10 protein-coding genes are annotated in these 14,168 nt (G+C 64.1%); 8 read left to right on the forward strand and 2 right to left on the reverse strand.

What is annotated here, in order from left to right; all coding sequences use genetic code 11:
- Positions 1–87 precede the first annotated feature (87 nt).
- The 6 genes from putA to CAL13_RS08520 all read left to right on the forward strand — a co-directional run bounded on the left by putA (position 88) and on the right by CAL13_RS08520 (position 9,108).
- On the forward strand, positions 88–3,903 hold the full coding sequence (gene putA / locus CAL13_RS08495) for a trifunctional transcriptional regulator/proline dehydrogenase/L-glutamate gamma-semialdehyde dehydrogenase (protein WP_086072080.1): 3,816 nt from the start codon (positions 88–90) through the stop codon (positions 3,901–3,903).
- 390 nt (positions 3,904–4,293) lie between these two features.
- The gene (locus CAL13_RS08500) at positions 4,294–5,451 is read left to right on the forward strand and encodes a branched-chain amino acid ABC transporter substrate-binding protein (protein ID WP_086072081.1); all 1,158 of its coding nucleotides are present in this window, start codon (positions 4,294–4,296) and stop codon (positions 5,449–5,451) included.
- A gap of 126 nt (positions 5,452–5,577) precedes the next feature.
- A complete protein-coding gene (locus CAL13_RS08505; protein WP_086057020.1) occupies positions 5,578–6,507 on the forward strand; it encodes a branched-chain amino acid ABC transporter permease in 930 nt (309 codons plus the stop codon).
- Positions 6,504–7,595 (forward strand): ABC transporter permease subunit, encoded by a 1,092-nt coding sequence (locus CAL13_RS08510; protein WP_086057021.1) that lies wholly within the window; start codon positions 6,504–6,506, stop codon positions 7,593–7,595. The genes CAL13_RS08505 and CAL13_RS08510 overlap by 4 nt, the downstream gene beginning before the upstream one ends.
- Complete coding sequence (locus CAL13_RS08515) at positions 7,592–8,377, forward strand: ABC transporter ATP-binding protein (protein WP_086057022.1); 786 nt, start codon at positions 7,592–7,594, stop codon at positions 8,375–8,377. The genes CAL13_RS08510 and CAL13_RS08515 overlap by 4 nt, the downstream gene beginning before the upstream one ends.
- Complete coding sequence (locus CAL13_RS08520) at positions 8,374–9,108, forward strand: ABC transporter ATP-binding protein (RefSeq protein WP_086057023.1); 735 nt, start codon at positions 8,374–8,376, stop codon at positions 9,106–9,108. The genes CAL13_RS08515 and CAL13_RS08520 overlap by 4 nt, the downstream gene beginning before the upstream one ends.
- A gap of 8 nt (positions 9,109–9,116) precedes the next feature.
- Here the strand turns inward: CAL13_RS08520 and CAL13_RS08525 are convergent, their stop codons facing one another.
- Both CAL13_RS08525 and CAL13_RS08530 read right to left on the reverse strand, forming a co-directional pair.
- Positions 9,117–10,400, reverse strand: a complete 1,284-nt coding sequence (locus tag CAL13_RS08525) for an Nramp family divalent metal transporter (RefSeq protein WP_086073566.1) — start codon at positions 10,398–10,400, stop codon at positions 9,117–9,119.
- A 291-nt stretch (positions 10,401–10,691) separates the two neighbouring features.
- Complete coding sequence (locus CAL13_RS08530; protein WP_086072082.1) at positions 10,692–11,117, reverse strand: OsmC family protein; 426 nt, start codon at positions 11,115–11,117, stop codon at positions 10,692–10,694.
- A 178-nt stretch (positions 11,118–11,295) separates the two neighbouring features.
- Here CAL13_RS08530 and CAL13_RS08535 point away from each other — a divergent pair, with 178 nt between their 5' ends.
- On the forward strand, positions 11,296–11,754 hold the full coding sequence (locus tag CAL13_RS08535; RefSeq protein ID WP_086057025.1) for a (2Fe-2S)-binding protein: 459 nt from the start codon (positions 11,296–11,298) through the stop codon (positions 11,752–11,754).
- A 32-nt stretch (positions 11,755–11,786) separates the two neighbouring features.
- Entirely contained in the window at positions 11,787–14,048 is a 2,262-nt protein-coding gene (locus CAL13_RS08540; protein WP_198297960.1) for a xanthine dehydrogenase family protein molybdopterin-binding subunit, read from the forward strand.
- Positions 14,049–14,168 lie beyond the last annotated feature (120 nt).

The raw sequence follows: 14,168 nt of genomic DNA on the forward strand, positions 1-14,168 counted from the left end.
CGGGTGCAACCCGCCTAAGATCGCGGTCCAACCGGCCGCGTTCGGCCCGGGCGTTTTTTCTCATCCGAAAGCGAGTACCGAAGCAGTATGGGCACCACCACTCTGGGCGTCAAAGTCGACGAAGCATTGCGCGACCGTCTCAAGGACGCCGCCTCCAAACTCAAATGCACGCCCCATTGGCTGCACAAGCAAGCCATCGTGGCCTATCTCGACAAGATCGAGCGGGGTCATCTTCCAGCCGAGATCGTGCATTTCACGGGCGGCGACGCCGCCCCCGAGGACAGCGAGCTGCAGCCCCCCGCGCAGGTCCCGCCGTTCTTCGAGTTCGGGCAGGACGTGCAGTCCCAATCGGTGCTGCGTGCCGCCATCACGGCCGCTTATCGCCGTCCGGAGCCCGAGTGCGTGCCGTTGCTGCTTGGCCAGGCGCGCATGCCGAATCCGGAAAAAATCCATGCCCTGGCGGCGAAGCTGGTGAAGGCGCTGCGCGAAAAGGGCACCGGCGGCGGAGTGGAGGGCCTGATCCAGGAGTTCTCCCTGTCCAGTCAGGAGGGCGTGGCATTGATGTGCCTGGCCGAGGCCTTGCTGCGCATACCCGACCGGGCGACGCGCGACGCGCTGATCCGCGACAAAATCTCCCGGGGAGACTGGCGATCGCACATGGGCGAGTCGCCGTCCCTGTTCGTCAATGCGGCCACCTGGGGCCTGATGCTGACGGGCAAGTTGGTCGCGGTCAACAGCGAGCAGTCGCTGTCCCGTGCGCTTACGCGCTTGATCGGCAAGGGCGGCGAGCCGCTGATCCGCAAGGGCGTGAACATTGCCATGCGGATGATGGGCGAGCAGTTCGTCTCCGGCCAAACGATCTCGGAGGCCCTGGCGAACAACCGAAAGATGGAGGCCAAGGGCTTTACCTATTCGTACGACATGCTCGGCGAGGCTGCCACTACGGCGGCCGACGCGGACCGTTATTACGCGTCGTACGAGCAGGCCATCCACGCCATAGGCAAGGCCGCCGCAGGACGGGGTATCTACCAGGGCCCTGGAATTTCCATCAAGCTGTCCGCGCTGCATCCGCGGTATTCGCGCGCCCAGCGCGATCGTGTCATGACCGAATTGCTGCCGCGCGTTCAATCGCTGACGCGGCTTGCGCGCAGCTACGACATCGGCCTGAACATCGATGCGGAAGAAGCGGACCGGCTTGAAATCTCGCTGGATCTGCTGGAAGCCCTGTGCTTCGACCCGGAACTGGAGGGCTGGAACGGAATCGGCTTTGTGATTCAGGCTTATCAGAAGCGCGCGCCGTTCGTGATCGATTATGTGATCGATCTGGCGCGGCGCAGCCGCCATCGCCTGATGATCCGCCTGGTCAAGGGAGCCTATTGGGACAGCGAAATCAAGCGTGCCCAAGTGGACGGTCTGGAGGGCTATCCCGTTTATACGCGCAAGGTATACACGGACGTTGCCTATCTGGCCTGCGCCCGCAAGCTGCTCGCGGCGCCCGAAGCGGTATTCCCGCAGTTTGCCACCCACAATGCGTACACGCTGTCCGCCATTTATCATCTGGCGGGACAGAACTATTACCCCGGACAGTATGAATTCCAATGCCTGCACGGCATGGGTGAGTCGCTGTACGAAGAGGTTGTCGGACCGGTCGCGCAAGGCAAGCTGAATCGCCCCTGCCGCATCTACGCGCCCGTCGGCACGCATGAAACGCTGTTGGCCTACCTCGTCCGCCGCCTGCTGGAGAACGGCGCCAATACGTCGTTCGTGAATCGCATCGGCGACGAAACCATTTCCATCGACGAGCTGATCCAGGATCCGGTGGAGGCCGCTTCGGCCATCGTTCCGCTGGGCGCGCCGCACGAGAAAATCCCGCTGCCGCGCGAGCTCTATGGCAACGTGCGCGCCGGCGCCCGCGCCAACTCCCAGGGCCTGGACCTGAGCAACGAACATCGCCTTGCTTCCCTGTCGGCCGCCTTGCTTTCCAGCACGGCGACCGCGTGGCAGGCATATCCCATGGTGGGGAGTGGCGGCGTGGCGTGGGACGACTCGCGCGCAGTGCCGGTGCGCAACCCTGCCGATCATCGCGATGTGGTGGGTCACGTCATCGAGGCGTCCGAGGCCGAGACGACGGCGGCACTGCAGCGTGCGTCCCACGGCGCATCGATCTGGCAATCCACGCCGGTTGCAGAGCGCGCGCTGTGCCTGCGCCGCGCCGCGCAGATGTTGGAAGAGCAGATGCAGACCCTGCTTGGTCTGATCGTGCGCGAGGCGGGCAAGTCTTTGCCCAACGCGATTGCGGAAGTGCGCGAGGCGGTCGACTTCCTGCGCTATTACGCGGAACAGGCCGAGCGCGAGTTCGACAACGCTACGCACCGGCCTTTGGGTCCCGTGCTTTGCATCAGCCCATGGAACTTCCCATTGGCCATTTTCACGGGACAGGTTGCCGCGGCGCTGGCCGCTGGCAACGCGGTCCTGGCCAAGCCGGCCGAACAGACTCCGCTCATCGCGGCGCAAGCGGTGCATATCCTGCGTGCGGCCGGCGTGCCGGACGACGCCGTGCAGCTGTTGCCGGGCCGTGGCGAAACGGTGGGGGCCGCGCTGGTTGCCGCGCCTGAAATCCGCGGCGTGCTTTTCACGGGTTCGACCGAGGTCGCGCGCCTCATCTCCCGCAATCTCGCGCAGCGTCTGGACGATGCCGGGCATACCATTCCCCTCATCGCGGAAACCGGCGGCCAGAATGCAATGGTGGTCGATTCGTCCGCGCTGGCGGAACAGGTTGTGTTCGATGTCCTGACATCGGCATTCGATTCGGCGGGTCAGCGCTGCTCCGCGCTGCGCGTGCTGTGCGTGCAGGAAGACAATGCGGACCGCATCCTGGAAATGTTGCGTGGCGCCATGGCGGAGCTGCGTGTCGGCAATCCGGACCACCTGTCCACCGACGTAGGTCCGGTCATCGACAGCGAGGCGCGCGAAAATATCCAGCGCCATATCGACGCCATGCGCGCTGCGGGCAAGGCCGTGACGCAGGTGCCGCTGCCGCCAGCCTGCCGCAACGGCACCTTCATTGCGCCCACGCTCATCGAGATCGGCAGCGTGCGTGAACTGAAGCGGGAAGTGTTCGGTCCCGTGCTGCACGTGGTGCGCTACAAGCGCGACCAGCTCGATGCGCTGCTGGATGACATCAATGCGACCGGTTATGGCTTGACGTTCGGCGTGCATACGCGCATCGACGAAACGATCGCGCACGTCACGCGCCGGGTCCATGCCGGGAATATGTATGTCAATCGCAATATCGTCGGCGCGGTGGTCGGCGTGCAGCCGTTCGGCGGTGAAGGTTTGTCCGGCACCGGCCCGAAGGCGGGCGGGCCTCTGTATCTCTACCGCCTGTTGTCCGTTCGGCCGGCAGGCTTGCCGGTCGGGCATGGTGCGTCGATGCCGATAGAACTGGCCTTGCCCGGGCCGACCGGGGAATCGAATACCTACCGGCTTGAGCCGCGCGGCGCGGTGCTGTGCGTTGCGGCGTCGGAGCAGGGCGCCGTGGCGCAATGGGCCGCGGTGCAGGCCACGGGCAACCGGGCAAGCTTCGTCGATGGGGCAGTTGCACGCGCGTTCGTGGAGACGCTGGCGCCCACGCAGCGCGGCCAGGTGACGTTCGTCAAAAACGAGGACATCGATACCGCCGATTTCCAGTCGGTGCTGTTCGAGGGCGACGGCGATGCGTTGCGACAGTTGAGCGAGCGCGTGGCGGCGCGACCCGGGCCCATCATATCCGTACAGGGACTGTCGACGGATGCCGTGGCGCAGGGCCAAAGCTATGTGCTGGACCGACTCGTCGCCGAGCGGTCCATCAGCATCAACACCGCCGCGGCAGGAGGCAATGCCAGTTTGATGACGATCGGTTGATCGCGTTTGCCTCGTCCATGCGTGTTGCGTTGAATAGAGGTGTAGGGGATAAGTTCGCGCGCTGGTGATTCGGGAACGCATCGGCGCGGATCACGAACAAATCACCTCATTCGACGCCGCGTGGACAATTTCAGCAGGGAGGGTTATCGCCAATACCTGGCGCGCGTGGCGCCACCGAAAATGCGCTAGCCATGGCGCGGACGGCGCCAGGGGCGCGTCTGTCCCGCGCCTGGGAAGTATCGAAAGAATCGGAAGAATCGAAAGAATCGAAAGAATCGGAAGAATCGGAAGAATCGGAAGACTGCCGGGCAGCGCAATCCGCGACCCGGCCCAGAGACAGCCGGGACACCGCCCGCAGGTCAATCAAGCCTATCCTACAAGGAGGAATCGATGCGTTTCACTACGACTATTAAAACCCTCGCGGCGGCCATCGCCGCCGGCTTCTGCATGGCCGGCGCCGCGCATGCCGCCGATACCGAGGAAGTGAAGCTCGGCTATGCCGGGCCATTGACGGGGCCGCAGGCGCACTACGGCGAAGATATGCAGAACGGCCTGACGCTCGCCATCGAAGAGGCGAACAAGAAAGGCATCAAGCTGGACGGCAAAACCGCGAAGTTCGTTCTGGTCTCTAAGGACGATCAGGCCGACCCGAAAACCGGGGTGACCGTTGCGCAGCAATTGGTGGACGAAGACCTCAAAGGCATTCTGGGCCACTTCAATTCCGGTACGACGATCCCGGCTTCCCAGGTCTATCACGATGCGGGCGTACCGCAGATCGCGATGGCGACCGCGCCGGAATACACCAAGCAGGGCTACGACAGCGCCTTCCGCATGATGACCAGCGACACCCAACAGGGAACGGCAGTCGGCGAGTTCATGGTGAAAGACCTGAAAGCGAAGAAGGTTGCGATCATCGACGACCGTACCGCCTATGGTCAGGGCCTTGCCGACCAGGTGGAGAAAGCGGTAAAGGCGAATGGCGGCCAAGTCGTGCGCCGCGAGTACACGACCGACAAGGCCAACGATTTCACCGCCATCCTGACGAACATCAAGGGTTCCGCGCCGGATGCCATCTTCTATGGCGGCCTCGACGCGCAATCGGGCCCCATGAAGCGGCAGCTGGCAACGCTGGGCATCAAGGTGCCTTTCGTGTCCGGTGAAATGACGCGCAGCGAGACCTTCCTGAAGCTGGCCGGCGACGCTGCTGACGGCACTTACGCGTCGCTCGCCGGGGTGCCGCTGGACAAGATGGCCGCAGGCAAGGAGTTCGAGCAGGCGTACAAGGCCCGCTTCAAATCCGAACCCGGCGTCTATGCACCTTACGCCTACGATGGGGCCTGGAACATGATCACCGCGATGGAGCAGGCCAAATCCGCAGACCCGGAGAAGTATCTGCCGATGCTGCGCAAGCTGGACCGCAAAGGCGCCACCAGCGAGCACATCGCCTATGACAAAAATGGCGATCTCAAGGAAGTGTCCGTGACCCTGTACCAGGTCAAGGACGGCAAGTGGCAAATGGTCAAGACCATGGTCAGCGAGGCGAAGTAAGTTTGCCGCGGCCCGGCGCACCGCCGGGCTGTTCGGATACGGAACCCCGGGGGATGCGCGCCTCGCCCGGGGTTTTCCAGGCCGCGGCAAATCCTGGCCGCGGAGATTTCGTTTCACTGGCATTCCATGGAAATCTTTCTTCAGCAACTGATCAATGGGCTGACCCAGGGCAGCATGTATGCCCTGGTCGCATTGGGCTATACCATGGTGTATGGCATCGTCGGCCTGATCAATTTCGCGCATGGCGATGTCGTCATGATCGGGGCGATGGTTGCCACGACCATCGCGGTGGCGCTGATCGGGGGGGATCCGTCGATGTCCCCCTGGCTGGTGCTGGGCGCGGGCCTCTTATGCGCAGTTCCCATTTGCATGGCATTGGGCTGGCTCGCCGAAAGAGTGGCGTATCGTCCGTTGCGCCGCGCTCCACGGCTGGCGGCGCTGATTACCGCCATTGGCGTTTCCATCATCCTGCAAAACGTCGCCATGATGATCTGGGGCCGCGACTATGCCCATTTCCCGCAGATCATCAGCCCGCGGGTGTTCGAACTGGCTGGCGCGCGCATCAGTGTGCTGCAAATCGCAATTATCGTGATCGCGGCAGCGATGATGGCCGGGCTGCTGCTCATCGTGCACCGCACCCGTCTCGGAACGGCCATGCGGGCCACGGCGCAGAATCGTGAAGTCGCGGGACTCATGGGGGTCAACATCAACACCGTCATATCGGCGGCCTTTCTGATTGGTTCCGCGTTGGCCGCCGTGGCGGGAATGATGGTCACCACCTACTACGGTGTTGCCCACTACACGATGGGATTCATGCTCGGCCTGAAAGCATTCACGGCCGCAGTGTTGGGCGGTATCGGCAACCTTGCGGGCGCCATGTTCGGCGGTCTGTTGCTGGGTGTCATCGAAGCGCTGGCCTCGGGCTATATCGGCGACCTGACCGGCGGGTTCATGGGCAGCAACTATCAGGATGTGTTCGCCTTCCTGGTCCTGGTCCTTGTCTTGATTTTCCGTCCCTCCGGATTGCTGGGCGAACGCGTGGGGGATCGCGCATGAACACGAATTCCACTTCCCGCGGCCGTACTTCGGCGGCCGCGTTCCTGGGCATCGCTGTGGTGGCGGTGGTGCTGGCGGTATTGCCCTTCGTGCTCGGCCTGGCCGGGCAAAGCTGGGTACGCATTCTGAACTTTGCGCTGCTTTACGTGATGCTGTCCCTGGGCCTGAATATCGTGGTCGGCTTTGCCGGCCTGCTGGATCTGGGCTATATCGCCTTTTACGCTGTGGGGGCGTATACGTGGGCATTGCTCGCGTCTCCGCATCTGAACGTCCATCTGCCCTTCTGGGCCATTCTCCCCTTGGGCATTGCGTTGGCGTGCTTCTTCGGCATTCTCCTGGGCGCGCCCACCTTGCGGCTGCGGGGCGATTACCTGGCCATTGTGACCCTTGGCTTCGGCGAGATCATCCGGGTGTTTCTCAACAACCTGAATTCGCCCGTCAATATCACGAACGGCCCCCAGGGGATCAACCGGATCGATCCCTTCCGGGTGGCGGGGTTCGCGTTCAACCGGACGGAAACGCTGTTTGGCATACGCGTAACAGGGCCGGAGAAGTACTACTACCTGCTCCTGCTTTTGACGCTGTTGATCATGTTCATTTGTGTGCGTCTGCAGAATTCGCGCATCGGCCGCGCGTGGGAGGCGATACGCGAAGATGAAATCGCGGCCAAGGCCATGGGGATCAACACCCGGAATATCAAGCTGCTCGCATTCGCCATGGGCGCGTCGTTCGGCGGGGTCGCCGGCGCACTGTTTGCGTCGATGCAAGGGTTCGTCAGCCCGGAGAGCTTCAGCTTGACGGAGTCCATTTCGGTGCTTTGCATGGTGGTGCTGGGCGGTATGGGACATATTCCCGGCGTCATCCTTGGCTCAATCATCCTGGCCGTCTTCCCGGAGTTCCTGCGGGCCGTCATCGTGCCGCTTCAGCAGGCCGTTTTCGGCGAAGTGGTGGTGGATCCGGAAGCCATCCGCATGCTGCTGTTCGGCCTGGCCATGGTATGCGTGATGCTTTTCCGCCCGGCGGGCCTCTGGCCATCCTCAGTACGCAAGCGTGAACTCAGCCGCACGGCGCAGGGAGGTGCGGCATGAGCACGCCTTTGCTTGAAGCTCGCGGTTTGTGCAAGCGATTCGGCGGCCTGCAGGCCTTGTCGGATGTCAGCTTCGACATCCAGGCCGGCGAGATCTACGGCCTGATTGGTCCCAACGGGGCGGGCAAGACGACGCTGTTCAATGTGCTGACCGGGCTGTATGTGCCGGAATCGGGGCAATGCCTTTTCGGCGGCGAGAATCTTGTCGGCGCCAAGCCGCACGAGATCGCCGCCTTCGGGATGGCCCGTACGTTTCAGAACATCCGCCTGTTCGCAAACCTGACGGCGCTGGAAAACGTCATGATCGGCCGCCACGTCCGAACCCGGTCTGGGGTGTTGGGGGCCATTCTCCGTACTGGGCGTACCCGGGCGGAAGAGGCTGATATCGAGGCGCGCGCCCATGCGCTGCTGGAATATACCGGGATCGGCAACCGGGCCAACGACATCGCCAAGTCGCTGTCCTATGGAGATCAGCGGCGGCTGGAGATCGCGCGGGCGCTCGCCACTGAACCGCGCCTGCTGGCGCTGGATGAACCTGCCGCGGGGATGAACGCGTCCGAAACCGTCGTGCTGCGACGGCTGATCGAAAAGATCCGCGATGACGGCATCACCGTGCTTTTGATCGAACACGATATGAAGCTGGTTATGGGACTGTGCGACCGCGTGCTCGTGCTGGAATACGGGAAGGTGCTTGCCATGGGCAAACCGGTGGATGTGCAACGCAATCCCAAGGTCATCGAAGCTTATCTTGGCGTCGGCGCGGCGCAGGAGGCAGCGGCATGAGCACGGCAACGCCTTTGCTGGAACTGCGTGCGCTGGAAGTCGCCTACGGCGGCATCCGCGCGGTCCGTGGCGTGAACCTGGTGGTGAACGAGGGGGAACTGGTTTGTCTGATCGGCGCCAACGGCGCTGGCAAGAGTTCCACCTTGCGCGCCATCTGCGGGCTCGTGCCTGTTGCGGGGGGCGAGGTGCGCTATCGCGGCGCGCCCATCCAGGGGCGCCGTCCGCATGAGCTCGTCCGGGACGGGCTCATCATGGTCCCGGAGGGCCGGGGCATATTCGGCCAGCTTACGATCGAAGAAAACCTTGCCATGGGCGCTTACGTTCGACGCGATGCCGAGGGCGTACGCGCGGATATGGATCGCGTGTTCGAACAGTTTCCCCGCCTGGCAGAGCGCCGCAAGCAGGCTGCCGGCACGCTGTCGGGCGGCGAACAGCAGATGGTGGCCCTGGGGCGGGCCATGATTGCCCGGCCCAAGCTGCTGCTGCTCGATGAGCCGTCGATGGGGCTGGCGCCGCTCATGGTCGAGAAGGTGTTCGAGGTCGTGCGGGCCATCGCGGCCGAAGGCGTGACGATATTGCTTATCGAGCAGAACGCGCGTCTCGCGCTGGAACACAGCAAGCGGGGCTACGTCATGGAGTCCGGCGAGCTGACGTTGTCGGGGGACGCACGGTCGTTGCTCCACGACCCGAAGGTCCGGGCGGCATACCTGGGAGAGTTGGAAGCCGCCTGATCTGCTGCCTACAGAAACTGTGCTGCGAGCAGGTAGGCGTCCAGCGCGATAATGGCCATCGTTGCAGCGATGGCCGCCGCCCGCCAGACGCCCCGCAGCACGAACGCTCCCATTACGTCGCCACGTGTCGCCAGCATGACCAGGGGCACCAGGGCGAAGGGCAGGGCCAGGCTCAGGATCACCTGGCTCAACACCAGTAACTGGTCGGGATTCTGGCCGCCCGTATAGGCCAACATCCCCATGGCGGCCGCGCCGGCCGCGGCGCGCGTCACCAAGGCGCGCCTGCGGTCGGACCATCCGCTGGCGCCAAATCCTTGTGACAACACCTTGCCGGCCAGCACGCCGGTAATCGTCGAACTCTGCCCAGCGGCATAAAGCGCAACGGCGAATACGATGGCTGCGCCGGCGCCCAGGCTTTTCGCGATGACGGCATGGGCCTGGTCCAGGCTGGTGATGGCCAGCCCCGCACCCGAGAGCGAGGCCGCAGCGACGATCATGATGGCGGCGTTGATCAGTGTCGCGATGCCCAGCGAAAACAACGTATCGGTACGCGCCACCTGCATCGCGATCGGCCGCATGGCGGCTGGCAGGTCGCGGGCGCGCTGCGCCAGCGAACCGGAGTGCAGGTAAAGGTTGTGCGGCATCAGCGTGGCGCCCAGTATGCCGAGCGCGATCATGAATCCTTCGGGCTCGCGCAGCGCCGCGGCTGGGCTGGCGGCTTCCTGCATCACGGCCGTCCATGCGGGATTGGCCTTGAACAATAGGAATACGAACGACATGGAGACGATGGCCAGCAGCGCGCCGATGATGCGTTCGTGCCGGTCGGCGTTATTGCGCGCGAACAACAGAACAGCATAAGTGCCAGCGCCGGTCATCGCCACCCCGGCCATCAGCGGAATCTGGAAGAGCAGGCGCAGCGCGATGGCGCCGCCGACAAGCTCGGCCAGGGCGGTCGCGAGTATGGCCGCTTCGCCAGCCAACCACGCCGCCCGGGCAAGCGGGCGGGGCAGGTGGCGCAGCGTCAGCGCCGCCAGATCTTCCCCTGTCGCCAGCGCCAGGCGTGACACCAGGACTTGGAAGCCCAGCGCCAGAAAGGCCGCTCCAAAAACGATCATCAGCAAGTGGTAGCCGAAGCGGCTGCCGCCAGCGATGTCCGTGGCCCAGTTTCCCGGATCGATGTAGCCGACCGCCACGAGCAGCCCCGATCCGACCAGGCGGCGCAGGCCTGCCGGCATACCCGGCTGACCAAAGGCGTTCCTCCCGCCTGAAACCGCAAAGATGAGATTGCTCACGATCACCCCTTGAGAATGGTTCTTATTATTAGAGGGCGTGAACAGCGCGTCCAATGAATTGGTTTTTCGTTTCCGTTAGATTTTATCTATTGGCGGCTTTATTCTCGCTGGTTCGAGATCGGGGCCGATGCCCTGCAGGATTTCACCAAGCGGTATCCAATCCGGCGAGCCCTCGGCATGCCAGCGACGAGGCCGCACCCCCACGTGTTTCAGGGAAGGCCGCGGCCTTCTTCATAAGGAGAATCCGGCAGGCACGCCCGACGGTGCCGCGCCTGCCGGCAGAGCCATCGATTACGACGCCAGCCGCGCGTCCATCGTGATGTTCGCGTTCAGCACCTTGGAAACGGGGCAGCCTGCCTTGGCTTTATTCGCGGCTTCCTCGAACGCCTTGGCATCCGCCCCGGGGATCCGGGCCACTACCGTCAGGTGTACCGCCGTGATGGCAAAGCCGCCATCCGCCTTGTCCAGCGTCACCACGGCCTCGGTTTCGATGCTGTCGGCTTTCAGTCCGGACTCGCCCAGGATGTTGGACAGCGCCATGGAAAAACAACCGGCATGCGCCGCGCCGATGAGCTCTTCGGGATTGGTCCCTTTGACGTCCCCGAATCGCGTGTTGAAGCCGTAAGGCGCATTGGAGAGCGCGCCGCTTTCGGTGGATATCGTCCCCGTGCCGGATTTGAGGTCGCCTTTCCAGACTGCAGATGCTTTTTTCTTCATGCTCGAGCTCCTTGACTTAAGGTCTGCGGAAAACGCACGTCCATCATAAACCGCCGCCGGCCTGCAGGATCGGGCAAGAATTCCGCAGTAATCGGCATTGCTCCGCTGGCGGCGTGCTCTTATGCTCGCTGGCAAATCGCCGGCGGCGGCGCGCCGCTTTTTGCCACCAGGAGGCCCCATGCCCAAGCTCAACATCAATGGCAAGGACATCGTCGTCGACGCCCCCGCGGAAATGCCGCTGCTGTGGGCGCTGCGGGACGTTGCGAATATGACCGGAACGAAATATGGCTGTGGGATGGCGCTTTGCGGCGCCTGTACCGTGCATGCCGACGGCAATCCCATCCGGTCCTGCGTCATGCCGATTGCCGCCGTCGTCAATCAGAAAATCACCACCATCGAAGGTATCGAGGCCGACCCGGTCGGACGCGCGGTGCAGGATGCCTGGCGCGAACTGGACGTCGTGCAGTGCGGGTACTGCCAGTCCGGCCAGATGATGTCGGCTGTCGCCTTGTTGAAGCAAAACAAGCGCCCCACAGACGATGACATCGATGCGGCCATGAGCGGGAACATCTGCCGCTGCGCCACGTATGTTCGCATCCGCGCCGCCATTCATCACGCCGCCAAGGCGCTGGCCTGAAGTCCGGGAGACCATCGATGAAAAACCTCATGATGAAGGCGGCGCAGCAAGCTGCCGCGATCGATACTGCGACGCTCCCCGTACGCAATGTCAGCCGGCGGCGATTCCTGCAGGGCGCCGGCAGCCTGGTATTGGGCGTCACGCTGGCCCCCGCATGGGAGGCAGTCGCCGCGGAAAGCGGCGGTGCGTCCGGAACAGACAAGGTGTTTGCGCCCAATGCATTCGTGCGCGTCGATGCCGATGGAACCGTCACGGTGCTGGCCAAGCACCTTGAAATGGGGCAGGGCGCCTACACCGGCCTGGCGACGCTGGTCGCGGAAGAGATGGATGCCGATTGGCAGCGGGTCCGTGTCGTCGGCGCGCCAGCGGACAGCGCCCTGTACAAGAACCTTGCGTTCGGAATCCAGGGGACCGGCGGCAGTACCGCCATCGCGAATTCTTTTGAGCAGATGCGCAAGGCAGGCGCGGCCGCACGCGCCATGCTCGTCGCCGCCGCGGCGCAGCAGTGGGAAGTTGCGCCCGATTCCATTGTGGTGAGCCAAGGCGTCGTATCCCATGCTGCCTCGGGCCGCAAGGCGGGCTTCGGCGAGTTGGCCGGTGCTGCCTCGCGCCAGGCGGTCCCCGCCGAGGTCGTCCTGAAAAAGCCCGAACAGTTCACCCTCATAGGCAAGGCCGGCGTGCATCGTGTGGACAATAGGGCCAAGACGGACGGCACGGCGGTGTTCACGCAGGACATCAAGCTGCCCGGCATGCTCATCGCCGTCCCGGCGCATCCGCCCCGCTGGGGCGCCACGCTGGCGCACGTGGACGACAGCAAGGCCATGCAGGTGCCCGGCGTCAAGGCAGTGGTGCGGTTCGAGGGCACGGCGCACCACTTCGGCGGCGTGGCGGTGCTGGCCACCAATACGTGGGCCGCGCGCGCCGGCCGCGATGCGCTGCAATTGCAATGGGACGACAGCAAGTCTTTCCGCAAGGGCACGGCGGAACTGCTGGCCGAGTATCGCGAGGCAGCCGCGACGCCGGGCACCGTCGCCGCCAGCACCGGCGATGTGGAAGCCGCCCTGTCCGGCGCTGCGCGGCGTATCGAGGCGGAATTCGAGTTTCCCTACCTGGCGCATGCGGCCATGGAGCCCTTGAACTGCCTGGTGAAGCTGGACGATGACCGGTGCGAGATCTGGAACGGCGAGCAATTCCAGACCGTCGACCAGAACGCGGTGGCGCAGGCGCTTGGGATGAAGCCGGAACAGGTGCAAATCAATCAGCTTTATGCAGGCGGCAGTTTCGGCCGGCGCGCCAGTTCTCAAGCAGACTACGTGCTTGAGGCCGTGGCGATTGCCCGCGCCGCGCGCAAAGCGGGCGTCCAGGCGCCCGTCAAGATGGTGTGGACGCGTGAAGACGATATGCGCGGAGGCTATTACCGGCCCTTGAATCTACATCGTGCCCGTATCGGTCTGGATGAACAGGGCAACGTGCAGGCGTGGTACGTTCGCATCGTGGGCCAGTCCATCATGCGTGGAACGGGGCTCGAGCAGGCCATGGTCAAGAACGGCATCGACGCCACGTCGGTCGAAGGCCAGGCGGATTTGCCGTACGCAATTCCGAATCTGCGGGTCGAATTGCATACGCCTGCGGATGTCGCCGTGCCGGTGCTGTGGTATCGGTCCGTCGGACACACGCATACCGCCTTTTCGTCCGAAACGCTTATCGATGAGGCGGCTCGCCTGGCGGGCAAGGACCCGGTCGAATACCGCTTGAACCTGTTGCAGAAGTGGCCGCGTCATCAGGCGGTGCTGCGCCTGGCGGCGGAAAAGGCGCAGTGGGGGTCGCCGCTGCCGCCGGCGGCCGACGGCGCACGCCGCGGGCGTGGCGTGGCGGTGCACGAGTCGTTCAACACGCGCGTGGCGGAGGTGGTGGAGGTGACGATTGGCAAGGATGGCGCGCTGAAGGTCGACCGCGTTGTCTGCGCTGTGGATTGCGGCGTCGTCGTCAATCCGGACGTCGTCAAGGCGCAGATGGAAGGCGGTATCGGTTTCGGACTCGCGACCGCGCTGCACGGCGCCATCACCTTGAAGGACGGCGTGGTGCAGCAGGGCAATTTCAACGATTATCCGGTGCTGCGGATGAACGAAATGCCGGCGGTCGAGGTCCATATCGTGCCTTCCAGCGAAGCGCCAACCGGTGTCGGGGAACCCGGCGTGCCGCCCATTGCGCCCGCGCTGGCCAATGCGATCTACGATGCCGTGGGGACCCGCATCCGGACATTGCCCATGGGGACCTCCTTGAAGATGGCATAAGCGCGCACCCGCATCGTGTCGCCCAATCTCGCGCCGCGGCCGGCTTGGATGATCAGGCCTGCCGCGGCGTTTGCGTTTCATGGTCACGGCGGCCGGCCGGTGGCCCGGTCCGGAGTGGGG

The sequence above is a fragment of the Bordetella genomosp. 9 genome, from assembly GCF_002119725.1.
Classification (GTDB): domain Bacteria; phylum Pseudomonadota; class Gammaproteobacteria; order Burkholderiales; family Burkholderiaceae_B; genus Bordetella_C.

Excerpts from the sequence above, each read along its gene's own strand:
- putA (WP_086072080.1), top strand. The coding sequence starts at position 88 with ATGGGCACCACCACTCTGGGCGTCAAAGTCGACGAAGCATTGCGCGAC.
- CAL13_RS08500 (WP_086072081.1), top strand. The coding sequence starts at position 4,294 with ATGCGTTTCACTACGACTATTAAAACCCTCGCGGCGGCCATCGCCGCC.
- CAL13_RS08505 (WP_086057020.1), top strand. The coding sequence starts at position 5,578 with ATGGAAATCTTTCTTCAGCAACTGATCAATGGGCTGACCCAGGGCAGC.
- CAL13_RS08510 (WP_086057021.1), top strand. The coding sequence starts at position 6,504 with ATGAACACGAATTCCACTTCCCGCGGCCGTACTTCGGCGGCCGCGTTC.
- CAL13_RS08515 (WP_086057022.1), top strand. The coding sequence starts at position 7,592 with ATGAGCACGCCTTTGCTTGAAGCTCGCGGTTTGTGCAAGCGATTCGGC.
- CAL13_RS08520 (WP_086057023.1), top strand. The coding sequence starts at position 8,374 with ATGAGCACGGCAACGCCTTTGCTGGAACTGCGTGCGCTGGAAGTCGCC.
- CAL13_RS08530 (WP_086072082.1), bottom strand. The coding sequence starts at position 11,117 with ATGAAGAAAAAAGCATCTGCAGTCTGGAAAGGCGACCTCAAATCCGGC.
- CAL13_RS08535 (WP_086057025.1), top strand. The coding sequence starts at position 11,296 with ATGCCCAAGCTCAACATCAATGGCAAGGACATCGTCGTCGACGCCCCC.
- CAL13_RS08540 (WP_198297960.1), top strand. The coding sequence starts at position 11,787 with ATGAAGGCGGCGCAGCAAGCTGCCGCGATCGATACTGCGACGCTCCCC.